This is a genomic window from Streptomyces sp. CAI-85 (assembly GCF_013363615.1).
GTDB classification, from domain to species: domain Bacteria; phylum Actinomycetota; class Actinomycetes; order Streptomycetales; family Streptomycetaceae; genus Streptomyces; species Streptomyces antibioticus_B.
In genome coordinates, this window is record NZ_JAANNX010000002.1 from 113,538 (window position 1) to 138,289 (window position 24,752).

The 24,752-nt window shown below is 72.8% G+C and carries 22 protein-coding genes; 12 read left to right on the forward strand and 10 right to left on the reverse strand.

Annotated elements, in window-relative coordinates:
- The first annotated feature begins 10 nt into the window (after positions 1 to 10).
- Positions 11 to 4,366 carry an FxSxx-COOH system tetratricopeptide repeat protein gene (gene fxsT / locus G6W55_RS03430; RefSeq protein ID WP_303049882.1) on the forward strand — a complete coding sequence of 1,452 codons (4,356 nt, stop codon included), beginning with the start codon at positions 11 to 13 and terminating at the stop codon, positions 4,364 to 4,366.
- 15 nt (positions 4,367 to 4,381) lie between these two features.
- Here fxsT and G6W55_RS03435 read toward each other — a convergent pair whose 3' ends face one another.
- The 3 genes from G6W55_RS03435 to G6W55_RS03445 all read right to left on the reverse strand — a co-directional run bounded on the left by G6W55_RS03435 (position 4,382) and on the right by G6W55_RS03445 (position 7,580).
- Positions 4,382 to 6,145 carry an HEXXH motif domain-containing protein gene (locus G6W55_RS03435; protein WP_175519278.1) on the reverse strand — a complete coding sequence of 588 codons (1,764 nt, stop codon included), beginning with the start codon at positions 6,143 to 6,145 and terminating at the stop codon, positions 4,382 to 4,384.
- A gap of 66 nt (positions 6,146 to 6,211) precedes the next feature.
- A complete protein-coding gene (locus G6W55_RS03440) occupies positions 6,212 to 6,382 on the reverse strand; it encodes a hypothetical protein (RefSeq protein ID WP_175519279.1) in 171 nt (56 codons plus the stop codon).
- Positions 6,383 to 6,509: 127 nt separating this feature from the next.
- Positions 6,510 to 7,580, reverse strand: a complete 1,071-nt coding sequence (locus G6W55_RS03445) for a trypsin-like peptidase domain-containing protein (protein ID WP_175519280.1) — start codon at positions 7,578 to 7,580, stop codon at positions 6,510 to 6,512.
- A gap of 279 nt (positions 7,581 to 7,859) precedes the next feature.
- Between G6W55_RS03445 and G6W55_RS03450 the strand changes: the two genes are divergently transcribed.
- Genes G6W55_RS03450 through G6W55_RS03465 form a run of 4 tightly spaced genes read left to right on the forward strand, consistent with a single transcriptional unit; the run spans position 7,860 to position 11,842 of the window.
- A complete protein-coding gene (locus tag G6W55_RS03450; RefSeq protein WP_175519281.1) occupies positions 7,860 to 8,030 on the forward strand; it encodes a hypothetical protein in 171 nt (56 codons plus the stop codon).
- A 4-nt stretch (positions 8,031 to 8,034) separates the two neighbouring features.
- Complete coding sequence (locus tag G6W55_RS03455; RefSeq protein ID WP_175519282.1) at positions 8,035 to 9,726, forward strand: HEXXH motif domain-containing protein; 1,692 nt, start codon at positions 8,035 to 8,037, stop codon at positions 9,724 to 9,726.
- A 40-nt stretch (positions 9,727 to 9,766) separates the two neighbouring features.
- Positions 9,767 to 10,429, forward strand: coding sequence for a rhomboid-like protein (locus tag G6W55_RS03460; RefSeq protein ID WP_309243618.1), 663 nt, complete (start codon positions 9,767 to 9,769; stop codon positions 10,427 to 10,429).
- Positions 10,430 to 10,438: 9 nt separating this feature from the next.
- Positions 10,439 to 11,842, forward strand: coding sequence for an FAD-binding oxidoreductase (locus G6W55_RS03465; protein WP_175519283.1), 1,404 nt, complete (start codon positions 10,439 to 10,441; stop codon positions 11,840 to 11,842).
- Positions 11,843 to 11,893: 51 nt separating this feature from the next.
- On the opposite strand, the gene G6W55_RS03470 is transcribed toward G6W55_RS03465, so the two are convergent.
- Both G6W55_RS03470 and G6W55_RS03475 read right to left on the reverse strand, forming a co-directional pair.
- Positions 11,894 to 13,396: an MFS transporter gene (locus G6W55_RS03470; RefSeq protein ID WP_175519284.1), complete on the reverse strand. Its 1,503-nt coding sequence runs from the start codon at positions 13,394 to 13,396 to the stop codon at positions 11,894 to 11,896.
- A 54-nt stretch (positions 13,397 to 13,450) separates the two neighbouring features.
- Positions 13,451 to 14,425, reverse strand: a complete 975-nt coding sequence (locus tag G6W55_RS03475) for a zinc-binding dehydrogenase (protein ID WP_175519285.1) — start codon at positions 14,423 to 14,425, stop codon at positions 13,451 to 13,453.
- Positions 14,426 to 14,590: 165 nt separating this feature from the next.
- On the opposite strand from G6W55_RS03475, the gene G6W55_RS03480 reads away from it, so the two are divergent.
- The 3 genes from G6W55_RS03480 (at position 14,591) to G6W55_RS03490 (ending at position 16,957) form a co-directional block, all read left to right on the forward strand.
- Complete coding sequence (locus tag G6W55_RS03480) at positions 14,591 to 15,307, forward strand: pentapeptide repeat-containing protein (protein ID WP_175519286.1); 717 nt, start codon at positions 14,591 to 14,593, stop codon at positions 15,305 to 15,307.
- 63 nt (positions 15,308 to 15,370) lie between these two features.
- Positions 15,371 to 16,444: a dihydrodipicolinate reductase gene (locus G6W55_RS03485; RefSeq protein ID WP_175519287.1), complete on the forward strand. Its 1,074-nt coding sequence runs from the start codon at positions 15,371 to 15,373 to the stop codon at positions 16,442 to 16,444.
- A gap of 33 nt (positions 16,445 to 16,477) precedes the next feature.
- Positions 16,478 to 16,957 (forward strand): carboxymuconolactone decarboxylase family protein, encoded by a 480-nt coding sequence (locus G6W55_RS03490; RefSeq protein ID WP_030785541.1) that lies wholly within the window; start codon positions 16,478 to 16,480, stop codon positions 16,955 to 16,957.
- 52 nt (positions 16,958 to 17,009) lie between these two features.
- Here G6W55_RS03490 and G6W55_RS03495 read toward each other — a convergent pair whose 3' ends face one another.
- A complete protein-coding gene (locus G6W55_RS03495) occupies positions 17,010 to 18,548 on the reverse strand; it encodes a GMC oxidoreductase (protein WP_217686481.1) in 1,539 nt (512 codons plus the stop codon).
- Positions 18,549 to 18,762: 214 nt separating this feature from the next.
- A complete protein-coding gene (locus G6W55_RS03500; protein ID WP_030785534.1) occupies positions 18,763 to 19,263 on the reverse strand; it encodes a hypothetical protein in 501 nt (166 codons plus the stop codon).
- A gap of 70 nt (positions 19,264 to 19,333) precedes the next feature.
- Between G6W55_RS03500 and G6W55_RS03505 the strand changes: the two genes are divergently transcribed.
- The gene (locus G6W55_RS03505) at positions 19,334 to 20,800 is read left to right on the forward strand and encodes a M1 family metallopeptidase (RefSeq protein WP_175519288.1); all 1,467 of its coding nucleotides are present in this window, start codon (positions 19,334 to 19,336) and stop codon (positions 20,798 to 20,800) included.
- A gap of 4 nt (positions 20,801 to 20,804) precedes the next feature.
- Here G6W55_RS03505 and G6W55_RS03510 read toward each other — a convergent pair whose 3' ends face one another.
- On the reverse strand, positions 20,805 to 21,755 hold the full coding sequence (locus tag G6W55_RS03510; RefSeq protein ID WP_175519289.1) for a bifunctional GNAT family N-acetyltransferase/NUDIX hydrolase: 951 nt from the start codon (positions 21,753 to 21,755) through the stop codon (positions 20,805 to 20,807).
- 10 nt (positions 21,756 to 21,765) lie between these two features.
- Positions 21,766 to 22,203 (reverse strand): ATP-binding protein, encoded by a 438-nt coding sequence (locus G6W55_RS03515; protein ID WP_175519290.1) that lies wholly within the window; start codon positions 22,201 to 22,203, stop codon positions 21,766 to 21,768.
- A gap of 152 nt (positions 22,204 to 22,355) precedes the next feature.
- Here G6W55_RS03515 and G6W55_RS03520 point away from each other — a divergent pair, with 152 nt between their 5' ends.
- The 3 genes from G6W55_RS03520 to G6W55_RS03530 are packed head-to-tail and all read left to right on the forward strand — an operon-like array spanning position 22,356 to position 24,318.
- Positions 22,356 to 23,210: a helix-turn-helix transcriptional regulator gene (locus G6W55_RS03520; RefSeq protein ID WP_175519291.1), complete on the forward strand. Its 855-nt coding sequence runs from the start codon at positions 22,356 to 22,358 to the stop codon at positions 23,208 to 23,210.
- Between the two features lie 11 nt (positions 23,211 to 23,221).
- Complete coding sequence (locus G6W55_RS03525) at positions 23,222 to 23,413, forward strand: DUF397 domain-containing protein (RefSeq protein WP_175519292.1); 192 nt, start codon at positions 23,222 to 23,224, stop codon at positions 23,411 to 23,413.
- A 29-nt stretch (positions 23,414 to 23,442) separates the two neighbouring features.
- Positions 23,443 to 24,318, forward strand: a complete 876-nt coding sequence (locus G6W55_RS03530) for a PhzF family phenazine biosynthesis protein (RefSeq protein ID WP_175519293.1) — start codon at positions 23,443 to 23,445, stop codon at positions 24,316 to 24,318.
- A gap of 19 nt (positions 24,319 to 24,337) precedes the next feature.
- Here the strand turns inward: G6W55_RS03530 and G6W55_RS03535 are convergent, their stop codons facing one another.
- Positions 24,338 to 24,727 carry a hypothetical protein gene (locus G6W55_RS03535; protein ID WP_175519294.1) on the reverse strand — a complete coding sequence of 130 codons (390 nt, stop codon included), beginning with the start codon at positions 24,725 to 24,727 and terminating at the stop codon, positions 24,338 to 24,340.
- Positions 24,728 to 24,752: the final 25 nt, after the last annotated feature.

Consider the following 24,752-nt stretch of genomic DNA (forward strand, 5'->3'; position numbering starts at 1 on the left):
CGTGGCCGCCATGGCCGCCCGTGGCGGGGCGCCCGCCCCCGCCCCCGCGTCCGACGGTCCGTTAGGCACCCCTCCCGGCCCGCCTTCCGACACCCCTTCCGGCCCGCCCGAGGCACCCTTGCGTCCGCCCTGGCGCGGTGTCATGTTGGTACGACCGCGTGTCCGTTCCCCGTTGTCCCACCCTTTGTGGCCTGCCGCCTTGCACCCCGAGCAGACCGCTGACAGGCTGGGCGCGTGGATGTCACGCATGCCCGCGCAATGCGGGGCCTCCTCCCGCTTTCCGCGGCGGCCAGCAGCCCTGGACGCTCAGAGAGTGCTTATGCGGTGTGACGATGATTCACGATCAGCGACGGCACCGACTTCTGACGAGGCATCCCTCCGCGCGGCGCTGGAGGCGCTGAACGGACTCGCCGCCCCGGACGCGGACCCCGCCGAGCGCCCCGCCGTCCTGTTCGTCGTGGACGACCACGTCACCATGCGGGTGTGGGACGCGCGCATCGCACGGCTGGTCGACGCCGTCGCCGCCGCGGGCACCCTGGGCCCCGTCTCCACCACCCGGCTGCTCTGCTCCGACGACACCGAACCCGCCCGGATCCGGCTCGCCGGACTGCCCGCCGACGACGCCCCCCACCGGGTCGTCCTGATCCTCACCGACGGCCTCGCGGCGGGCTGGCGCTCCGACGCCGTCCTGCCGCTGCTGCGCGAACTCGGCCGCACCGAACCGGTCGCCCTGCTCCAACTCCCGCCGCAGCGGCTGTGGTTCCGCACCGGTCCCGAGGTCCTGCGGATGCGGCTGCGGGCCGACCGCCCCTGGGCCGCGAACGCCGCGCTGCGCTGGGAGCTGCGCACCTCCCCGCTGGAGGCCACCGACGACGGCCTCGACCGTACGGGGGTGATGCCGGTCCCCGTCCTGGAGCTGACCGAGCGATCCCTGTCCGGCTGGGTGGGCCTGGTGACCGGGCGCTGCCGGGGCTGGACGGAGATGTCCGGGCTGCGCGCCCGCGCGTGGAAGCGGCGGGCGGACGCGGCGCGCGCCGTCCCGTGGATCGACGACGTGCCCGATCCGGCGAGCGCGGTGCCGCCCTGGGAGCGGGTCTCGGAGTACCGGGCGGCGGCCTCGCCGACCGCGTTCGCGCTGGCCACCCGGCTGGCGGCGGCCCCGCTGACGCTGCCCGTGATGAACGCCGTCACCGCGTCCACGCCCGGCGCCGGGCCCGCGCATCTCAGCGAGCTGCTGATGAGCGGGCTGGTGCGGCCCGCGGGCGCGGAGGGCGAACTGGCGGCCGGGGTGGCGTTCGCCTTCGGGCCCAACATCCGCGCGGAGTTACTGGCCCTGTCCCGGCGACGGGACACCGTACGGGTCCTGCACGACGTCCGTGCGCTGACCGCGGCGACGGCCGCGACGGCTACGGCGACGGCGGCCGAGCCGCAGGACGAGGACCCGGACCCCGATCAGGAACGGGATCAGGATCCTGAGCGCGACGGCGACGGCGACGGCGTGCCGCGGGTGACCGTGGGCAACGTGGCCTTTCTGCGGGTCGAGCTGGCGGCCCTGTCGGCGCTCTCCGGGCCGCGGTTCCTCGCGCGGGCCGGGCGCCTGGCGCGGGCGCTGGAGGAGTACGACCGGCAGCACAGCGTGAGTCTGAGCAAGGACGGGACCCGGCGGCGGTCCGCGGGGCCGGCTCATCGAGGCGGCGGCCCGGCCCCGCGGACCGCCTCGCACCAGGGACACGACGTGTCCGCACCGACCCCCAGGCGGTCCGGGACAACTTCAGAAGGAGCCACGGACATGGCGACCACCCAGCAGCAGCCCTCGGTGGAGAGCGGGCAGTCGACGACGCCGCGCGTCTGGGGCAACATCCCGCCCCGGAACCCGAATTTCACCGGCCGGGTGGACCTTCTCGAACGTCTGGGCGAACGACTGGCCGAGGGTACGACCACCGTGCTGCCCGAGGCGATCCACGGCATGGGCGGTGTCGGCAAGACCCAGCTCGCCATCGAGTACGCGTACCGGCACCAGTCCGAGTACGACATCGTGTGGTGGATCCCGGCCGAGCGGCCCGGTCAGATCGGCCAGGCGCTGGTGGAACTGGCCCAGCGGCTCGGCCTGGTGAGCAGTGCCGAGGCGAACATCGCCGGGCCCGCCGTACGGGAGGCGCTGCGCGAGGGGCGGCCGTACTCGCGCTGGCTGCTGATCTTCGACAACGCCGACAGCCCGGAGCGGGTGCGCGACTACTTTCCCACCGGCGGCAGCGGCACCATCCTCGTCACCTCCCGCAACCGGCGCTGGAGCGTCGTAGGGCCCTCCCTCGAAGTGGACGTGTTCACGCGCGAGGAGAGCAAGCAACTGCTGCGCCGTTCCAGTGCCTACGGCGAGGCACTCGACGACACCGACGCCGATCTGCTCGCCGAGGCGCTCGGCGACCTGCCGCTCGCGCTGGAGCAGGCGGCGGCCTGGCGGGCCGAGACGGGGATGCCCGTGTCGGAGTATCTGCGGCTGTTCGAGCACAAGCGCAGCGAACTGCTGGAGGTCTCGCCGCCGCCGGACTACCAGCTTCCGGTCGCCGCCGCCTGGAACGTCTCCCTCGACCATCTGGAGACCCGCAGCCCCACCGCGCTGCGGCTGCTCCAGTTGTGCTCCTACTTCGCGCCCGACCCCATCTCGCGGTCGATCTTCTCCGGCCTCGGCGGCTCCCGGATCGACCCCGACCTGGACCGGGCGCTCAACGACCCGATGCGGCTGGCCCGGGCCATACGGGAGATCAACCGCTACTCGCTCGCCCGTATCGACCACCGGACCAACTCGATCGAGATGCACCGCCTCGTGCAGGCCGTGCTGATCCACCGGATGACCCCCGAGGAACAGAAACGCATGCGCAATGGGGCTCACACGCTGCTGGCCGCCGCCGACCCGAAGGGACCCAACCAGGCGGCCAACTGGCCCCGGTACGCGGAGCTTTACGGCCATGTCATCGCCTCCACCGCCGTCGAGTCCGACCAGCCGTGGGTGCGGGCGCTGGTGATGAACGTCGCCAAGTACCTCTGGTACTGGGGTGATCACCGGGTCGCCATCGAGTTCTCCGAGCAGGCGTGGGAGACATGGCAGCGGCTGTTCGGCCAGGAGGACCAGCAGACGCTGCTGATGGGGTGGTGGCTGGGGTTCCTGTACCTGATGGTGGGGCGCCACGACGAGGCGTCCGCGGTCGTCTCGGTCCTCAAGGACGTCTACACGCGCACGGCTCCGGCGGATCAGGAGGACACGCGGGAGGACGCGTTGGTGGCGTTGAACCTGGAGGCGTCGGTGCGCCGTCACCAGGGGGACTTCGAGGCCGGTGCGGAGCTGGACGAGACGGCCTACCAGCGGGCCCGGCGCGCCTTCGGCGACGACGACCCGACCACGCTGATCACCTCGCACAACCTCGGCGTCAGCCTGCGGCTGATGGGCGAGTTCCAGCGGGCGCTGGAGCTGGACCGCCGTACGCACGAGATGAAGGTGCGGCTGTTCGGCCGTGACCACCAGCAGGCGCTGGTGACGGAGGCGAGCGTCGCCGTCGACGTACGGGAGACCGGCAACTACGTCGGGGCGCGGTCGCTCCAGCAGGCGGTGGTGGACGGGTACCGGGCGACCTTCGGACCGGAGAACCCCACGACGCTGCGGAGCATGCGCCAGTTGAGCGAGGCGTGCCGCAAGGAGGGCGACCAGGTCACCGCCCTGCAACTGGCGCGTGAGACGTTCGACCAGTTCACCCGCCGGTACGGCGACAGCCACCCGGAGTCGCTGACCGCCGCGCTCGCCCTGTCGGTGGCGCTGCGGCACAACGGCGATCTGGAAGGGGCTCTGGCGCGTGGCGAGAAGGCGTGTGAGGGCTTCCGCGGCATCTTCCGGCCGGATCATCCGCATGTCATGGCGGCCGATGTCGACCTCGCGGTGACGCTGCGGCTGCTGGGCCGGGTGCGGGACGCGAGGGAGCTGGACGAGGCGGCGCTGGCGTCGCTGACCGGTCGGCTCGGGGAGAGCCATCCGATCGTGCTGGCCTGTGCCATCAACCTGGCGAGCGATCTGAGCGCGCTGGGTCTGCTGGCGGAGGCCCGGGAGCTGGGGGAGCGGACGGTGGCGCTGTGCCGGGCGCGGCTCGGGGAGGACCACCCGACCACCCTGGTGGGCGCGGCGAACCTCTCCCTGGATCTCCTCGCGCTCGGTGCGGAGGCCGAGGGGGAGGCGCTGCGCGCGGACGCCCTGGACCGGTTGGAACGGGCCCTGGACGAGCCGCGTCTGGCTTCCGTCGAGTCCGCTCCCCACCCGGCGACGGCGCAGGCCAGGGCGCGGCTGCGGAGCGACTGCGACATCGATCCGATGCCGATGTGAGGTGACCTCGCGGGGTCAGCTCTCCAGCGGTCCGAGCCAGGCGGCCAGGCGGACCGGGTCCGGCGCGGTGCCCGTGGCGTCGGTCAGGGCCCGGTGGACCGCGCGGGCCAGTTCGGGGCGGCCGCGCAGCAGACGGGCCGCCCCCGGGTCGGTGCCCGCCCTCGTCAGGGCGCTGCCGAGCCCCGCCCAGGCGCCGGCCGGCCCGGGATCCGCGGCCAGGTCCGTCAGGTAGGCGGTGCGGGCGGCCTCGGGGTCGCCCATGGCGAGCAGGGCGTCGCCGGTCAGCGCTCCGGTGACCCGGGCCGCCGTCTTCTCGGGCCCGTCGAGCGCGATCCGGTCGTCGTCCGTGCCGCTGAGGCGGTAGCGGACGAGGACCGCCAGGCTGTCCAGCCAGCGCGCCGAGGCGTCGGGCACGAGCGGGGAGCCGGACACCGAGGCGCGGGGCGGCTCGCTGGCGCCCTCCAGCCAGGCGCGTACGGCGGTGTCGACCGCCGGTGCGGTCGGCCGGCGGTGGTGGGCCCGCCAGCGGGCGGCGTGGTCGTCGGCGCAGAGCCGGGCGAGCGTCAGCCACTCCTCGGGGACCGGCTCCGTCAGCCAGCGGGCGCCGTGCTCGCGCAGGGTGTCCAGCAGTGCCGTGCCCAGCGGGGTGAGCCGCGGATGCCGGCGGATCTGCCGCATCGCCCTCGTCAGATGCACGCGCCAGAGCGCGAACTCGAAATGGGCCAGCCGGTTGGGCCCGGACGCGGCCTTGCGGTGCTCGCGCCAGAAGCGGGTGATCCCGGCGAAGGCGTAGATGCCCTGGAGCAGTCCTTCGAGGGGCCGTGGGTCGTCGCGCCAGGGGGCGTACCACGCCTCGGGCGAGGCGGGGCCGGTGTCGTCGGTGAGCAGGGGCGCGAGGTGCAGCAGGCTGCCGAGTTTGGTGTGCTGGAACTCGTGCACGAGGGTCACGGCGAGCTGGAGGGCGTCGTCCGGTTCGGATGCCTCGATGCCTCCGAAGGCGTCCCCCGACGTCACACTTCGCGGCCGAAACCTTTCCCTTGCCACGGTCGGTGTCAGCGAGAGCAGTCCGCACCGCATGGCGTCGGCCGTGGCGGGCTGCTCGTCGAGCAGGACCGCCCAGGCGCGTTCCAGCAGCCCCCGCCAGTGGGCCGCGGCCTCGTCCGACAGCGGGCGGGGCTCGGTCGGCCGGGGGTAGGTCCGGTAGGGGTCCGCGTCGTCCAGCGTGATCGACAGCCGCCGGTCCTCGGGGCCGACGGTGAGGCGGCGCACCGGATGCCAGCGCGGCCCCGGCGGACCGAGCAGGGGGACGGCGGCCGCGCCGCGTTCCACTACGGCGCTGCCGCCCTCGGACCGCACGGTGGCCGTGGCCCACGGCTCGGTCACCGGCAGCACCGCGCACCCGAGCGTGGGCAGGGGGACCCTGCCGTGCCGTACGGGCACGTCGTCGAGCGTGAAGTCCAGTCCCGCGCGCAGTCCCGCCGCGGCGGCGAGGGAGCGGACATGACCGAGGACCACCCACAGGGGCGGCTCGTCCCCCTGCGCCGTCCCGCGCAGCCGGCGCAGGGCGGTGGCCAGCCACATGCCCGTCTGCGGGTACATCATGAGGTCCTCGACGACCTGAGGGGCGTGGCGCTGCGCCCGGCTGAGCAGCTCCCAGGCGGGGCCGAGGTCGATGGAGTCGTCGAGCATGCGCAACAGCAGCAGCCGGCGGCTGCGTTCGGCCGCCAGCAGGAGACCGAGGGTGTCCGGGCTTCCCTCGCCCCGCATCAGCTCGCTCACGACACCGAGGGGCAGGCGATGATGCGGCAGGGAGGGCTCAGCACTCACGAGCGGCCCCGGAACGGGTCATTCACGGCGCATGGAACCGCCGTCGATGGTGCTGACACTGGCCAGTTGCCGGTCGATCTCCGGAAGAAGCTCCCGCACCGAGGCGGCGAGGATCCGGTCGTCAATGGAGCGCAGCGTTTCAAGAGATACCCCCGCGAGATCGACCAGGCTGGACTCGACGGCGGCCACAGTCGGCTCCATGACGGCCAAACCCCTTCCCCCCGGCTCGTTGGATGCTGGCTGCTCACATCCTCCTGATGATGACCCACCGCACGGGTGATGAAACCCCGGGTCCCGCCGGGCGCGCGATATCAGGTCATCGTGGGTCCGGGGCGCGGCGGTTGCGCCGGGACAGTGCCGCCGTCTCCCGGTCCATACGGGCCACCCCGGCGGAGTCGCCCTCCAACAACCGTATCGCCTCCAGCAGTTGATCCAGGGTGCCCGGATAGCGCAGACAGGTGCGCAGGATGCCGAAGACGTCGGGGCGCAGGGAGTCCGAGCGGGGGCTCATCGCGGCGATCGACGGGTCGATGCCGGACAGGACGAGGTCGAGGGTGGTGCGCCGGGCGACGGTGGGGAGAGCGGTCAACGCGCCCACCAGGCCGTGGAGTTCGGAGAGGGGGAGGTCGTCGGGGAGGTCCGTGAGACGGACGGTCGGGGTGTCGTGGTGCGGGGTCGGGTGGGTCAAGTCGGCCAGGGTGAGGGGGAGTCCGGCGTGGGTGTGCAGGGTGGTGAGGGCGGTCCGGTCGAGCAGGGTGTACCAGCGGCTCACCCGGACCGCGGCGAGCCGGCCCGGTCCGTCCGCGCGGTGGTGCGCGCTCACCAGGCCGATCAGCGTGCCGTCGTGCCAGACGGCCGCGCCCGACATGCCCTCCCAGGGCGAGCGTTCGGGGTCCGGGTCGGCGGCGGGCGGCGGGACGGCCAGTTCCAGCGTGCCCTCGCGGCGGTTGGACAGGACGGACGTCAGACCGGACACGTGGCAGGAGTCCCGGTACTGGGACGGCGAGCCGTCGTCCGCCGGGCGGGCACGGTCCGTGCGGAGCTTGAAGCGGGGGAAACCCAGCGCGCTGCACGGCAGATGGACGTCCGCGTCCGGCAGATCGCCGTAGACCGGAGGGGCGACGGGGGCGGCGTGCGGGCCGGGCGGAGGGGCGTCGGTGATCTCCAGGAGGGCCACGTCCGCCGGGTCGGAGGCGAGGACGACCCTGGCCCGCGCGGTCCACTCGTCGGCGCGGTCGGCCTCGAACCGGACCCGGACGCCGTCCGCGCCCGGACCGCGCACCACATGCGCGGCGGTGAGCAGCCAGCGGGTGCCGACCCGGTAGCCGGAGCCGCGGCGGCCGGGGGCGCCGGTCCGCGGGGCGGCCGGGATTATCACCTCCGCCACGCGCAGGGGGTCCAGTCCCGCCGGGCGGTCGTGCGCCTTCCCCGTGGGCCGACCCAGTCGATCCCGTCGCTCCAGTCGATCCCGTTCCGTCACGGGCAGGTTCTACCCGCCCCGGGCATCCGGTCATCCGATCCGGGCGGATTCCGTGCGGCTGCGGTGCCGGATGCCGGTGATGCACTAGAGTCGATCAAGTGGTCTGAAAACCGCCGAAAAGGTGGCTTTCCATCATATTTACGCTGTGCATAGGTGTTTCAGGGTTCCAGAGTTCAGGGGCAGCGCATGCAGAAGCCGGCAGTCGAGTCCGAGCTGGTCGATCTCGGCGGCGTCCCGCTGGATGCCTGGCCCACCCTGGACCTTCCGTCGGCCGACGCGTCCCTGCGGCGGCTGCTCGGCCGGATCGACGACCCCGAGGGCAGCTTCGGCGGCTACCAGCCGCCGCGCGAGGCGTAGGCACATGCGGACGCCGTCCCACACCCTCGCCCCCGAGACGCTCGCCGCGCTGCTCGGCGGTGGGGGCGGGAGCACGGCGGTCGAGGAACTGCGGGCCGGGGAGCGCAGTTGGCGGCTGCTCGTCGTACGGGCCGTGCTGGACGCCGCGCCCGCCGAGCGGGCCGGGCCGTTGCCGCCGCCCGGCGACGGCTGGCGGCTGCTGACCCGGGCCTGGTCGGCCGACGCGCGGGCGGCGGAACGGGTGCTGGCGTATCCGGCGGTCGGCGTCTGGGCCGCGCACACCCTGCGCCGGCTGCGCGGCAGCGCCACGGACGAGGCGCCGCTGTGGGTGCACACCGGGCATCTGCACGCCCTCGCCGCGAGCGCGGCCGTCCTCGCCGGGATCCCGTTCCGCACCGACGTCCCCGTCCGGGACGGGTGGGTCGTCCTGCCGCTCGTCGGGGCGCTGCGGCTGCCCGAGGAGGGCGGCGGGCGCGGCTGGGGTGTCGCCGGGGTGGCCGGTGACGGCGCCGGGCGGGTCACCGTCGCCGGGCGGGACGTCCCCGGGCCAGGCTGGCACACACCGACCGCCCTGCGCGCCGACGGCTGCGCACTGCTCCTCGACGACCTCGACCCCTACCGCGCGCTGCGCGGACCCGCCGCGCCCGAACCGCTCGGCTCCGCCGACGACTGGCGGGACCTGTTCGCCGGGGCCTGGCGGGTGCTGCGGGAGACCGGGGCGGAGGAGGCCGACGCGCTGGCCCGGGGGCTGTCCGTGGTCGTACCCCGGCCGCGCGCCGAACGCTTCCGGCCGCACAGCGCCTCCTCCGGCGACGCCTTCGGGGCCGCGCTGGCCTCGCTCCCGGACGACGCCGAGCAGTTCGCCTCGACCCTGGTGCACGAGTTCCAGCACAACAAACTCAGCGCGCTCATGCACCTGTTCACCCTCCACGACGACCCCGGCACTCGCCTCCACTACGCACCCTGGCGCGACGATCCACGGCCGCTCGGGGGGCTGCTGCAAGGCGTGTACGCCTTCCACGGCGTCACCGGCTTCTGGCGGCGGCGCGCACACCCGCTGGGGCGCTTCGAGTTCGCCCTGTGGCGGACGCAGACGGCGTACGCGCTCAGGGCGCTCGCGGGGGACGGCGGTCTGACCGATCTCGGGCGGCGTCTCGTCGCCGAGCTGACCGAGCGGCTCACGCCCTGGCTCGCCGAACCGGTCGACGCGCGGGTTCAGGCCGCGGCCGATCTCGCCGTCCGGGACCACCGGGCGACCTGGCGCGCCTACCATCTGCACCCCGACCCCGGGACGGTCCACACCGAGTCCCTGAAGCACGGCACGCCCGCCCTCGTGCCCGGCCGGCCCACCCGAGGGCTCGACACCCGGGCGGTCCTGCTGCGCCGCCTCCTCGCCGATCCGGAGGGCCTGACCGGGCTGGACGACGACCCGGGCGCCGTCGTCGAAGGGGCCCGGCCCGAGGACGTCGCCCTGGTCACGGGCCGTACGGCGGAGGCGCTGGAGGCGTTCCGGGACCGTATCGTCCGCGGCGACGGCGACCCCGAGAGCTGGACGGGCCTGGCCCTGGCGGCCCACGCCACCGGCGACCCGGCGGGCGAGGCCCTCCTCGCCGCGCCCGAACGCGCCCTCGCCCTGTACACCCGGCTCGGGAACCGGGGATCGGACCCGCTGGAGCTGGGACGGCGGCTCGGCTGAGCGCAGGTGACCCGCGGGCGCCCGACGGATACTGGCCGGTGTGAAGGGGCCCCGCATCTCCCAGGCCCGGTCGGCCGTGTGGGCCTATGTCCGCAGCGCCCCCGGGACCTACCTGTGGCTGGGCATACTCTTCGTCACCACCGTCGCCCTGCACCACATGTCCCCCGCGTTCGAACACGAGTTCCTGCGGCGGCGGTCCACCAACATCCATGAGCTGTCCACGCACCCCGTACGGGTGCTGGTCGCCAGCGCGATGTGGACCGGCGGCGGGTCCTGGCTGCCGTACGCCGTGCTCTACTCCGTCTTCCACGCGCAGGCGGAGCGCCGGCTGGGGACGCTGCGGTGGCTCGTGGTGTGCGGGGCCGCGCATGTGCTGGCGACGCTGATCAGCGAGGGCGCGCTGGCGCTGGCCATAGCGGACGGGCGCGCCCCCGCGTCGGCGGTCCACACGCTCGACGTCGGCGTCAGCTACGCGCTGGCGGGCGTCGTCGGGGTGCTCACGTACCGGATCCCGGCGCCGTGGCGGTACCCGTATCTCGCGGCCGTGCTGCTCTTCGTCACCTACCCGCTGACCGCCGGGGCGACCTTCACCGACCTCGGTCACTTCGTCGCCGTACTCGTGGGACTCGCCTGTCATCCGCTGGCCGGAGGACGGGAAAGAGTACGGAATCCGAAGGAGACAGGGGCCGTCGGGCCGGGTTAGCGTCCGATCATGAGCAGCTCGGCGTATGAGGTCGTCAACGGTGGGGTTTCCTTCTGGTACGCGGACGACGGGCTTCCGGCGGTGCGGGAGCCGCTCGGTGGGGACGCCGACGCCGATGTCGTGATCGTCGGGGGCGGGTACACCGGGCTGTGGGCCGCGTACTACCTGAAGAAGGCCGACCCCGGGCTGCGGATCACCCTTCTGGAGCAGCGGTTCTGCGGTTACGGCGCGTCCGGGCGCAACGGTGGCTGGCTCTACAACGGCATCGCCGGCCGCGACCGGTACGCCGCGCTGCACGGCAGAGACGCCGCCGTACGGCTCCAGCGGGCCATGAACGACACCGTCGGCGAGGTCGTGCGGGTCACGGAGGCCGAGGGGATCGACGCCGACGTCCACCGGGGCGGCGTGCTGGAGGTCGCCCGGACGCCCGCGCAGCTCGCCCGGCTCAAGGACTTCCACGCGCACGAACTGACCTACGGGGAGCGGGACCGTGAGCTGTACGGCGCCCGGGAGACCGCCGGGCGGGTGCGGGTCGCGGGTGCCGTCGGGTCGAGCTGGACGCCGCACGGCGCCCGGGTGCATCCGGTGAAGCTGGTGAAGGGGCTCGCGGCCGTCGTCGAGGCGCTCGGCGTGGAGATCCGGGAGTCGACGCCGGTGACCGAGATCCATGCGGGGCGGGCCGTCACGCCGTACGGGACCGTGCGGGCGCCGTACGTGCTGCGCTGCACCGAGGGGTTCACCGCCGCGCTGAAGGGCGAGAAGCGGACCTGGCTGCCCATGAACTCCTCGATGATCGCCACCGAACCGCTCACCGGCGCGCAGTGGGCGGAGGTCGGCTGGGACGGGCGGGAGACGCTGGGCGACATGGCGCACGCCTACATGTACGCCCAGCGCACCGCCGACGGACGGATCGCGCTCGGCGGGCGCGGGGTGCCGTACCGCTACGGCTCGCGGACGGACCACGACGGGCGCACGCAGCCGGCGACGGTCGAGGCGCTGCGGGAGATCCTCGTCCGGTTCTTCCCGGCGCTCGCCGGGGTCCGGATCGCGCACGCCTGGTCGGGGGTGCTGGGCGTGCCCCGCGACTGGTGCGCGACGGTCACCCTGGACCGGTCCCGCGGCCTCGGCTGGGCGGGCGGGTACGTCGGTTCCGGCGTCGCCACCGCCAATCTCGCCGGACGCACCCTGAGCGACCTGGTCCGGCTGGACTCCGGCGCGGCCGGGCCCACCGAGCTGACCGGACTGCCGTGGGTCGGGCACAAGGTGCGCCGCTGGGAACCGGAACCGCTGCGCTGGCTGGGCGTGCAGGGCATGTACGCCACCTACCGGGCCGCCGACCGCCGGGAGACCGAACGCCACAGCGCCGGGTCGTCACGGCTGGCCCGGATCGCGGACCGGGTGGCGGGGCGGTAGGAGCCGAGAAGCCCAGAAGCCCAGAAGCCCAGGAGGAAGCCGGGCTCGGCGTCAGGCGACCGACTCCGGGACCGTGGAGCGGGCCGCGACGCCGTGCTGCGGGGGGCGGGTGGTGACCATCAGGCCCGCCACCAGACCGGCCAGCAGCATGATCCCCGCGGCCCACCACAGGGCGACCGTGTAGCCGTGCACGATCCCCTCACGGGTGACCAGGTCGCGGCCGCCCGGGTCGGTGAGTTGGGCCGCGACATAGGCGGTGCCGCTGGTGGTGGCGATCGTGTTGAGCAGCGCCGTGCCGATCGAACCGCCCACCTGCTGCGAGGTGTTGACGGTGGCCGAGGTGACGCCCGCGTCCTGCGGCGCCACCCCCGCGGTGGCCGTGGCGAACACCGGCATGAACGTCAGGCCCATGCCGAGGCCGAGCAGCAGCAGCGCGGGCAGGATCTCGCTCGCGTAGGCGGAGTCGACCGTCATCTGCGTGAGGATCACCATGCCGCCGGAGGCCAGCAGCATGCCCGGGACCATCAGCATGCGCGGCGCGACCCGGTTGATCAGCCGGGCGGAGATCTGCGTCGAGCCGACGATGATCGCGACGGTCAGCGGCAGGAAGGCCAGGCCCGTCTTCACGGGGGAGTAGCGCAGGATGACCTGGAGGTAGTAGGTCATGAACAGGAACACGCCGAACATGCCGATGACCGCCAGGCCCATGGTCAGGAAGCAGCCCGCGCGATTGCGGTCCCTGACGATGTGCAGGGGCAGCAGCGGCACCGGCGCCCGCCGCTGCCACCACACGAACGCCACGAGCAGCACGATCCCGAGCGCGAACAGGGCCAGCACCAGCGGATCGGTCCAGCCGCGCGGCTCGGCCTCGCTGACGCCGTAGACGATCGCCACCAGGCCGCCGCAGCCCAGCACCACTCCGGGCACGTCGAGGCGGGCGGGGTGTCCGGGGCTGTCGTGCAGCAGGGTGAGCGCGCCGAGGACGGCGACGATCGCGATCGGCACGTTCACATACAGGCACCAGCGCCAGTTCAGGTATTCGGTGAGCAGTCCGCCGACGATGAACCCGATCGCCGCGCCGCTGCCCGCCAGCGCGCCGTAGATGCCGAACGCCTTGCCGCGCTCCCTGGGGTCGGTGAACGTCGTCGTCAGCAGGCTCAGCGCGGACGGCGCGAGGACGGCGGCGAACGCGCCCTGGAGGGCGCGGGCGGCGAACAGCATGCCCGCGGTGGTGGCCGCGCCGCCGAACGCGGACGCGGCGGCGAAGCCGATCAGCCCGAACACGAACGTCCGTTTACGGCCCACCAGGTCGGCGACCCGGCCGCCGAGCAGCAGCAGCCCGCCGAAGGAGAGCGTGTAGGCGGTGATGACCCACTGGCGGTTGCCGTCGGAGATTCCCAGGGCCCGCTGTGCGGACGGCAGGGCGATGTTCACGATCGTCGCGTCGAGGACGACCATGAGCTGGGCCAGGGCGATGATCACCAGACCCCACCAGCGGCGGGGATCGGGGTCCGCCGCCGGGCCCGTGCGTTCACCTGTCCGGGGGACACTCATTGGGCCAGAAGACCATGAAACGGGGCGTATCGCATCCCCGTGCGGGGCCCGTGGTCAGGGCTCCAGCACCACCTTGCCCGTGGTGCCCCGGCTCTCCAGGGCGCGGTGCGCTGCGGCCGCCCCGGCGAGTGGGAAACGGTGCACGGCCGGGGTCAGCCGGCCCTCGGCGGCCTCGGCGAGGGCGCGCACCTCCAGCGCGCGCAGACCGCCGGACCGCTCCAGCATCGCCGGGCCGAGCGCCGACTCGGAGACGCCCTCGACGAACACGCCCTGTCCGGCGCCGAGCCCCTGCGACGACCAGCCGAAGACGAGGTGCCGCCCGCCCGGCCCGAGCAGGGCGACCGACTCGCGGGCCACGTCCCCGCCGACCCCGTCGTAGACGACGGTGGCGGCCCGGCCGCCGAGGAAGGCGCGCACCTTGTCCGGCCAGCCGGGGTCCTTGTAGTCGACGGCGAGATCGGCGCCGTTCGCCGCGACCAGCGCCGTCTTCTCCGGGCCGCCGGCCAGCCCGACGACGGTCGCACCGGCGGCGCGGGCGTACTGCACGATCAGGGTGCCGATGCCGCCGGCCGCCGCGGGCACCACGGCGACGGTGTCCGGGCCGGGCTCGGCGAGCCGGAGGATGCCGAGGGCCGTCCGGCCGGTGCCGATCATGGCGACGGCGTGGGCCGCGTCCAGATGCGGCGGGATCTCGTGCAGCCGGGCGGTGTCGGTGACGGCCAGTTCGGCGTAGCCGCCGGGGACGAAGCCCAGGTGGGCGACGACCCGCTTGCCGAGCCAGGAACGGTCGGTGCCCTCGCCGAGCGCGTCGACCACACCGGCGACCTCCCGGCCGGGGATCGTCGGCAGCGGCGCCGGCTCGGGGGCGGGGCCGCCCTTGACGCCCTCGCGCAGGGCGGCGTCGAGCAGATGCACCCCGGCCGCCTCCACGGCGATCCTGACCTGGCCCGGGGCGGGGGCGGGGTCCTCGACGCGCTCGTAGGTGAGGTTCTCGGGCGGGCCGTAGGTGTGGAGACGGATGGCGTGCATGGGGGTCCCCCTGTGGTGGGTGTGGTCCGGCAGCGGTGGGTGTGCTCTGAAGGGCTCTGAAGGGTTCCCACTGTTCAACCTCGACCTTGGTTGAGGTCAAGAGGGTGAGAGAGGTGAGGGGCGGGTGCGTCCGGCGTTGTCAGTGGCGGGGTGCAGCATGGGGGCATGGCGAGGACACGGGCAGGCGGGACTGGTGGGACCGGCGGGGCGGGCAGGGCGGCCGGGGTGAAGAGGGCGCGGCGGCCCGAGGTGCGGCTGCCGGCGCTGGAGCCGTTCGGGGGCGGCGGGCTCGAACCCGACGGGGACTACGACGGGGTGGAGTTCGGCGGGACGGACCTGGCCGGGCAGGACGGCGGGGGCGCCCGTTTCATGGACTGCGCGCTGACCGGCTGCGCGCTGGACGAGACCCGGCTCGACCACGCCCGGCTGCTCGACACGGTCCTCACCGGCATCCGGGGCGTCGGCACCCGGCTGGCGGAGGCGACCCTGCGGGACGTCGAGCTGGTGGACGCCCGGCTCGGCGGCACCCAGCTCCACGGCGCCGTGCTGGAGCGGGTGGTGGTCCGCGGCGGCAAGATCGACTACCTGAATCTGCGGCAGGCGCGGCTGCGGGACGTCGTCTTCGAGTCCTGTGTGCTGGTCGAGCCGGACTTCGGCGGGGCCCGGCTGGAGCGGGTCGAGTTCGTGGACTGCGCCCTGAGATCCGTCGACCTCACCGGCGTCACCCTGACCGACGTGGACCTGCGCGGCGCGACGGAACTCACCCTGGCGGCGGGGGCGGACCGGCTCGCGGGGGCGGTGATCAGCGCCGGTCAGCTCTTCGACCTGGCGCCGGTGCTGGCGGCGCGGCTGGGGATCAGGGTGGAGGGGATGGAGAGCTGAGGGGGTGCCGTAAGAAGGCGCAGGACTATAGAAACTGACGGTCCGTCAGGTTAAGCTCCGCGCATGATTCCCACGGTGGTCTGGGGTACCGGCAATGTCGGCCGCGCGGCGATCCGCGCGGTCGAGGCGCACCCGGCGCTCGATCTCGTGGCCGTGCTCGTCCACACCCCCGGGAAGGTCGGCCGGGACGCGGGCGAACTCGGCGGTCTGGGCCGGGTGCTGGGCCTCCCGGCGACCGACGACACCGGCGCCGTACTGGCCGCCCGTCCCCGGGCCGTGGTCTACGCCGCGTCCGGCGACATCCGGCCCGACGAGGCGCTGGCCGACATCGGCGCCGCGATCCGCGCCGGTGCCGTGGTCGTCACGCCGTCGCTGTATCCGCTCTACGACCAGCGCAACGCGCCGCCCGAGTTCCGGGACCCGGTGCTCGCCGCGATAGCCGACGGCGGCGGCTCGCTGTTCGTGTCCGGCGTCGACCCGGGCTGGGGCAACGACGTCCTGCCGCTGCTGATGAGCGGCCTGGGCACGGTCGTGGACGCCGTCCGCTGCCAGGAGATCTTCGACTACTCCACGTACGAGCAGGAGGAGTCGGTGCGGTTCCTGGTCGGGATGGGGCAGCCGCTGGACTACGAGCCGCTGATGCTCGCCCCGACGGTCCCGACCATGGTGTGGGGCGGGCAGATCCGGCTGATGGCCAGGGCGCTCGGGGTCGAACTCGACGAGATCCGCGAGACCGTGCGGCGCCGCGCGCTGGACGCGACGGTGAGCACCCGCACCATGGGCGTGTTCGAGGCGGGCACCCAGGGCGCGGTGCGGTTCGAGGTGCAGGGGATCGTGGACGGCGAACCCCGCCTGGTCATCGAGCACATCACCCGGATCCATCCGTCCTGCGCCCCGGACTGGCCGTCCCCGCCCCATGGCGACGGGGCGCACCGGGTGATCATCGAGGGCCGTCCGCGCATCGAGGTCACCGTCGAGGCGACCGACGAGGGCGAGAACCGGTCCGCGGGCGGGAACGCCACCGCGGTCGGCCGGCTGGTCGGCGCGATCGACTGGCTGGTGGGGGCGGAACCGGGGCTGTACGACGCGCTCGACGTGCCGTTGCGGCCGGCGGTCGGCCGGCTCGGTACCAAGTGACACGGTCGTCCCCACTGGAGGAGGGAGTTCCGGATGAACCTCGACATCCCCGAGGGCAAGCACCCGATCGAGCACGTCTGGGGCGACATGGTCCCCGGCATCGGTCCCGCCGCGGCGAACTTCTCGCTGGCCGTCTACGCCCATACGACCCTGGGACTGCGGGAGTTCGAGGCCGCGCGGCTGCGGATCGCGCAGATCAACGGCTGTCTGTTCTGCCTGGACTGGCGGACCGAGCGGGACGGTCTGAAGGTCGAGGAGGAGTTCGCCGGCGCGGTGGCCGAGTGGCGGACGACCGACGCCTTCGACGAGCGCACCCGGCTGGCCGCCGAGTACGCGGAGCGGTACGCCCTGGACCACCACAACCTGGACGAGGAGTTCTGGGACCGGATGAGCGCCCGCTACAGCCAGGCCGAGATCGTGGAGCTGACCATGAGCCTCGGCTCGTGGCTGGCGTTCGGGCGGCTCAACCGGGTGCTGGGTCTCGACGCGATGTGCGTGCTGCCGGGGCACTGAGCCGGTCAGCACGCACAGGTCAGCACGCACAGGTGGGGACAAGCGGGTCGCGCTAGAGATCCGCGGCGATGATCGCCTCGATGTTGCGTTCGGCGAGGGCGGTGATGGTGACGAACGGGTTGACGCTGGTGTTGCCCGGGATCAGCGCGCCGTCGATGACGTACAGGCCCGGATGCCCGTGCAGACGGCCGTAGTTGTCGGTCGCCCGGTTCAGCACGGCGCCGCCGAGCGGGTGGTACGTGAGGTGGTCGCCCCAGATCTTGTAGACGCCGAACAGATCGGTGCGGTAGATCGTCCCCTCCTTCGCGTTGATCTTGTCGAAGATGGTTTTGGCCATGTCGATGGACGGCTGCTTCCACGCCGTCTGCCAGTCGAGGTCGACGCGCCCGGCGGCCGCGTTCCAGGTGAACCGGGCGCGGTGGGGGTTCTTGGTGATGGACAGGTAGAACGAGGCGAAGGTCTCGATGCCGGTGGGCAGCGGTGCGACCTCGGCGAAGGCGCCGCCCGCGGCCCAGTTGTCGATGCCGGAGCAGGGGATGGACGACTGGAGGGACCCGGTGGGGTCCCACAGATGGTTGGCGCGGCCGCACATCACATTGCCGTTGTCGCCCCAGCCCCTGCCCACCTCGCCGTTGAGGCCCGGCAGCGCGCCGGTCGCCTTCAGCTTGACCAGGAGCTTGCTGGTGCCGACGCTGCCGGCCGCGAAGAACACCCGGTCCGCGGTGACGGTCTTGACGGCGACGGCGTTGCCGCCGGTGTCGAGCTGCTCGACCACGACCGTGTAGCCGCCGCCGCTCGCCGGGGCGACCGACGTGACCTTGTGGAGCGCGGAGACGGTGACCCGCCCGGTCGCCCTCGCCCGCGCGAGATAGGTCTGCTGGAGGGACTTCTTGCCGTGGTTGTTGCCGTAGAGGATCTCGCCCGCGAGCGCGGACCTGGTGACCGTACCGGCGGCCTCCTGCTTCATGTAGTCCCAGTCGTACACGTCGGGCACGAAGACGAACGGGAAGCCCGAGCGCTGGGCGTGCTTGCGGCCGACCCGGGCGTACTGGTAGCAGTCGGCGGTCTCGAACCAGGCCGGGTCGACCGTGCCGACCCCGAGGGCCGCGTTGGCGCGCGGGTAGTAGACGGAGTACATCTCGTCGGCGTCCACCGACGGCAGGACGGCGCCGAAGTTCTCCCGTTTCGGGGTGACGGCCATCCCGCCGTTGACCAGTGAGCCGCCGCCGACGCCCCGGCCCTGGTAGACGATGATGCCGCCCATCTCCTCGGCGTCCAGGATTCCCGTGTAGCGCGGGACGTTCTTGTCGAGGGGGAAACCGAGGAAGTTGCTCAGCGGCTGCTTGGTCCGGGTGCGCAGCCAGTACGACCGGTAGTCGGGGCTCGTGGTGTTGGCGAAGATCTTGCCGTCCGGGCCGGGGGTGTCCCAGGCCATGCCCATCTCGACCATGTGCACGTCGACCCCGGCCTGGGCCAGGCGCAGGGCGGCCACGGAACCGCCGTACCCGGTGCCGATGACGAGGACGGGGACATGGGCGCCGGGGTCGATCACCGCGGTGGGGGTCGCGGTCGCGGCATGGGCCGGGATCATCTGCCCGGCGAGCGCCGCCGATCCAAGAAGAGAACCAGTTCCAGTGATGAATCTTCGACGAGATACGCCTCTCTGACGCGTCTCACGTGGGGAATTGTCGTTCACACGCGGCTCCTCACTCTCTGTGGAGTGAAACGGGTTCTACTGCCGCGATCGTGAGAAGTCACGCCATACCGTCAGGTAACTTCGAGGGAGTCCCGACGGGCCGGGAAGATCAGGCGATGCGTGGAAAGCGGGCCTGGAGCGTCCAGATCGCCGGGTTCTCGCCCAGGTCCTCGTGCAGGTCGACCAGATCGGCGATCAGATCGTGGAGGAAGTCGCGGGCCTCGCGGCGCAGCGCGCCGTGGGAGAAGGTCAGCGGGGGCTCCTCGGCGGGCATCCAGTCGGCCTCGATGTCCACCCAGCCGAAGCGGCGCTCGAAGAGCATGCGGTCGGTGGACTCGGTGAAGTCCAGCTCGGCGTACTGGGGGCGGGAGGCGCGGGAGCCCGCCGGGTCCCGGTCGATCCGCTCCACGATGTCGCACAGCGCCCACGCGAAGTCCAGCACCGGCACCCATCCCCAGGCTGTGGACACCTCGCGGTCGGCCTTGGTGTCGGCGAGGTAGACGTCCCCGCAGAACAGGTCGTGGCGCAGGGTGTGGACGTCCGCGCGGCGGTAGTCCGTCTGCGGGGGGTCCGGGAAGCGGTTGGAGAGGGCGTAGCCGATGTCGAGCACGTAGGGATGGTGTCACGCCGGCGGGGGCGCGCCCGCCGCCCCGGCCCGGGGGCCGTTTAGGATCTCTGACATGTCCCGATCCTTACGGCTTGTCCCGGCCGCCGTGCTCCTGACCACGGCACTCACCCTGAGCGTGAGCGGATGCGACGGCGGCTCGGGGGGCGGCTCGGGCGGCCCGGGTGGTTCGGGCGGCGGCGGTTCGGCGCGGGGTGCGGCCGGTGTGGGCGACCCGTACTTCCCGAAGGCGGGCAACGGCGGGTACGACGTCACGCACTACGGTCTGACACTGGCGTGGGAGCCGGACGACAGCTCGGACTCGGACAAGGAGCCCGGCCGGCTGACCGGCAAGGCCGTGATCACGGCCCGCGCCACCCAGGACCTCGACGCGTTCGACCTGGACCTCACCGGGCTGGACGTCTCCAAGGTCGTGGTCGGGGACCGGGAGGCCGGCACTGGCCGCGAGGGCCAGGAGCTGACCGTCCGCCCGCGCGAGCGGATCGGCGAGGGCGAGACCTTCGAGGTGACGGTGGAGTACTCCGGCCGGCCCCGGACGATCACTGACCCGGACGGCTCCGAGGAGGGCTGGCTGCCCACCGCGGACGGCGCGCTGGCGCTCGGCGAACCGACCGGCACCATGGCCTGGTTCCCCGGCAGCCACCACCCCTCCGACAAGGCGTCCTACGACCTCGCCGTCACCGTCCCGAAGGGCCTGACGGCCGTGTCCAACGGGGAGTTGAGGAGCGAGCGGACCGAGGGCGGGCGCACCACGTTCGTCTGGCGCACCGCCGAGCCGATGGCGAGCCATGCCGCCACGCTCGCGATCGGCCGCTACGAGGTGACCCGGTCCACGACCCCGGACGGACTGCCGGTGTACGTCGCCGTCGACCCGACGCAGGCCGCGAAGAGCCGGGCGGTGCTGGCCAGGCTGCCCGAGGTGCTGGAGTGGGCGGAGTACAACTTCGGGCCGTACCCCTTCTCCTCCACGGGCGCGATCGTCGACCGGCCGGAGGACTCCGACTACGCCCTGGAGACCCAGAACCGGCCGGTCTTCGCCGGCGCGCCCGACACCGCGACCTTCGTCCACGAGATCGCCCACCAGTGGTTCGGGGACTCCGTCACCCCGAAGACCTGGCAGGACATGTGGCTCAACGAGGGCTTCGCGACCTACGCCGAGTGGCTGTGGGAGGAGGACGAGGGCGGCAAGTCCGCGGAGGAGACCTTCACCGAGCTGTACGAGCACGGCGAGGGCAGGTACGAGGACCTCTGGGACTACCCGCCCGGCAAGCCGTCCGGCGCCGACACGATCTCCGACAGCCCGGTCTACCAGCGGGGCGCGATGGTCGTCCATCTGATCCGGAAGGCGGTGGGCGACGACGCGTTCTACGACATCGTCCAGGGCTGGGCCGCCGAGCACCGCCACGGCAACGCGTCCACGTCCGACTTCACGGCCTATGTGGAACGCCAGGCGCCGGACACGGACTTCGACGAGATCTGGGACGACTGGCTGTACGGCGAGGGCAAGCCGGAACTGCCCTAGTTCCTCAGGGAGTTCCGCCCCGTCGGTCGAGCAGCCGGGCGAGGTCGGGCGGCCAGACCGGCTCGGGGGCGTTCCGCAGCTCCTCCCGGGGCCACCAGCGCCAGGTGAGGATGCCGTCCGTGGCGTGGGCCGCGGCGAGGTGGGGGCCGGTGGGCTCCCGGCGCGGGCCTTCGGTGACGTAGACGTGTTCGTGCTGGTGGACGGGGACGCCGGAGTGGGTGAAGTCGTGTTCCCAGGTGCACAGGAGGGGGCCGGGGGCCAGGTCGGTCCAGCCGGTCTCCTCGCGCAGTTCGCGCAGGGCGCCCTCCTGCGGTGACTCGCCGGGCTCCAGTCCGCCGCCGGGCAGCGCCCAGTGGACGCCGACCTCGACGTTGTCGTACCGGAAGAGGAAGACGGCGCCTTCGGGGTCGACCACGGCGATCCGGGCGGCGGCGCGGGGTGTGCGCAGGCGTTTGCGCAGGACGGTGCAGGAGCGGCCGTGCCGGAGGTCGGGGCGGTGGGCGATCACCTCGTAGCCGAGGGCGGTCCAGAAGGCGAGCCCCTTGGGGTTGGCGTCCAGGACGGCGAGACGTACGGCGGTACGGCCGTCCTGCCGGAACCGCTCCTCCACCCGCTCGGCGATCCGGCGCCCGTACCCCTGCCCCTGGACGGCGGCGTCCACGATCAGCAGCCCGATCCACGGGTCGGGGTCGGCCGGGTCGGGATGCCGGGCGAGGGTGATCACCACCCCGACGAGCCGCCCCGCGCTCCGGGCGAGCAGCACCTCGGCGTCCGGATGCGCCAACTCCTCGGCGAGCGCGGCCGCGACCTGCTCCGGCCGGATGTTCCCCGGCTCGGGAAAGTCCCCACTGAGCGCCTGAAAGGCGTGATCGGAGGCGTAGAGCGCGGTCAGCTCGGTGAGCAGCGGTCCCGGGATGTCGTGATCGACGGTGAGAGGCAAGGGCGTGAGGAGCATGGGGCGCAGGCTAGCGGTGGGAAGCGGGTGCGGTTGGATCACGGAGTTCGAACCAGACGCGTTTGCCGTATCCGAAAGGCGCCTGACCGGGGTACCCGGCGCCCCAGTCGTGCGCGAGCGCCTGCACGAGGCGCAGCCCGCGCCCGCCCTCGCCGTCGGTTGCGGCCACGGGAGTCATGGGCGCCTTGGCGGGGACGTCGTCGTACACGGAAACCCGTACGCCGTCGGCTGTGACCGAGGTCAGCAGGTGCAGTGTCGGGGTGGCGGTGTGCACGACGGCGTTGGTGACGACTTCGGACACGAGGATCCGGGCAGTGTCGGCCAGGTTGGCGGTGTGGCCGTTGGCGGCGAGCAGGAGGGCCACGGTGTCCCGGCAGATCCGGGGCGCGAGGAGGGAGGAGGGGGCGGTGAAGTGGTAGTTCTGCGGTACGACGGGCTTGGCGTGCACGGACTTCAACCTCCGTGAGGCAGGGGCGCGTTGACGGTTCGAAGGTAGGGGCAACCTTGCTCCGGAGCAAGGTTGCCCCCTATGATTCACTCGGGCGAGTGGACCGGTCCGGCCTGGCACGGCAGACTCGGTTGCCGAGAGGAACGGAATCCATGCCACTGAGAGACAATCCCTCCGCCCGTCAGGTCCGACTGGGCTCGGAACTGAGGAAGTTGAGGGAATCCGCCGGGAGGACGGCTCGCGAGGCCGCCGGTCTGCTGTCGACCGATCAGGCGAAGATCAGCCATATCGAAGCGGGGCGTCTGGGGATCAGTGAGGAGCGGGTCCGGCGGCTGGCGGTGTTCTACTCGTGCGACGACACAGCCCTGATCGACGCCCTGTGCGCGATCACCCGTGAGTCGCGAGGACAGGGCTGGTGGGAGGCGTACCGGGGTGTCCTTGCCCCCGGCTTCCTCGACGTGGCCGAACTTGAGCATCACGCAACGTCGTTGCGGGCGCTCCAGCCGATGACGCTTCCCGGTGTCTTCCAGACCGAGGACTACACGCGTGCCGTCTACGGCGGCCATATCCCCGTGCTCCCCGCCGAAGAAGTGGATGTGCGGGTCGAGTTCAGACAGAAGCGCCGCCAGATCTTCGAACGCGACGTTCCGCCGCCCTTCGTCATGGTCATCCACGAAGCGGCTCTCAGGATGCGGGTCGGTGGCCGAAAGGTGGCACGGACCCAACTGGTCCACCTGCTGGAGGCCTCCGAGCACCCCGCCGTCACCCTGCGGGTGATCCCTTTCACCAGCGAGGAGTTCGTGGAGGCCACGCAGCCCGTGCTGTACGCCGGCGGGGTCGTCCCGCGCCTGGACACCGTCCAGGTGGACAGCGTGGTGGGCGGGGTTCTCCTCGACGGCGGCGTCCAGCTCAAGAAGTACGGCACACTGCTCGACCTTGCTGAGCGAGCTGCGCTCGACACGGAGGACTCGCGCCGATTCGTCCACGACATCACACGAGAACTGTGAGAGGTCACACCATGTCCGTGCAGTGGCAGAAGTCGTCGTTCTCCGGAGCCGGGGGAGAGAACTGCGTCGAACTCGCCGACGCCGAGTCCCACATCCTCGTTCGCGAGGGCGAATCACCCGCGACGGAGCTGGTCGTGGCACCTGCCGGGCTGTTGGGGCTGATACGGGACATCAAGAGCGCCGCGCGATACGAGCCGGAATAGCCGCAGGCTCACCTCACGTTGGGATCGCCATGACGACGAACAAGTCCGGGCCCGAGGTGCTGCGCTACACCGCCTTCTCCGGTGACCCCGACGGCGGTAACCCCGCCGGTGTCGTGCTGGACGCCGTCGGGCTGGGCGACGCCGACATGCTGGAGATCGCAGCCGACCTCGGGTACTCGGAGTCCGCGTTTCTGACCCCGCCCCCGGAGGGGCTCGGTGGGCCTGAGGGGCGGGTGTTCGGGATCCGGTACTTCAGCCCGAAGGCCGAGGTGCCGTTCTGCGGGCATGCCACCGTCGCCACGGCGATCGCGCTGGCCGAGCGGATCGGGCCGGGGGAGCTGGTGTTCGCGACCCGGGCGGGGACCGTGCCGGTGTCGGTGCGGGAGGAGAGCGGGGCGCTCACGGCCACGCTCACCAGCGTCGAGCCGCACGTCACCGGGATCGACGACGCCGACCTCGCGGAGGCGCTGGCCGCGCTGCGCTGGCCCGCCGCCGATCTCGACCCGGCGTTTCCGCCCCGGATCGCCTTCGCCGGCGCCCGCCATCTAGTCCTGGCGGCGGCCACGCGCGAGCGGCTCGCGGACCTGGCGTACGACTTCGCCCGCCTCGAAGCGCTGATGCACCGGCTAGATCTGACCACGGTTCAGCTCGTGTGGCGGGAGTCGGACACCGTGTTCCACGTCCGCGACCCGTTCCCCGTCGGCGGGGTCGTCGAGGACCCGGCCACCGGTGCGGCGGCGGCCGCGTTCGGTGCGTACACCCGTGAACTCGGCCTGGTCCCCGAGGCCGCCGTCCTCACCCTCCACCAGGGCCACGACCTCGGCCGCCCCGGCGAACTGACGGTCACCCTGCACACGGGCGACCCCAGGATCCGCGTCAGCGGCACGGGGGCGCGCATCGGCTAGGGGAGGGGGACATCCTCCATCAGTTCTCGCATCCCGCTACGTCGTCCTCGCAGTCCTCCACGTCCTCCGGAGCGACGGTGTTCAGGCGCCACAGGACCAGACCGTCCACGCCCGGCTTCGCCGGTGCGACCGTGGCCGTGAAGGGGGCCCCGGCGGGGATGTTGAACTGGTCCGCCTCGCGGTCGCCGCACTCCACCTCCCACTCGCTCTCCGCGTCACCCCGCGCGAGAGTCAGAACGACGGTGTGCGGTGCCGCTGCGGCCTGGCAGGCGATGTCGAAGGTGTAGGGGCGGTCGCCGTCCGCCGTGAAGGTCCGGTCCAGCCCGTCCGCCAGGGGAGCCGTGCCCGCGTCTTCGCGTGCAGCGCTGTCCGGCTCTACGGCGTTCAGCGCGCGCGTGGCCCTCTTCATCGCCGCTTCTTGGTCTCCCTTGCCC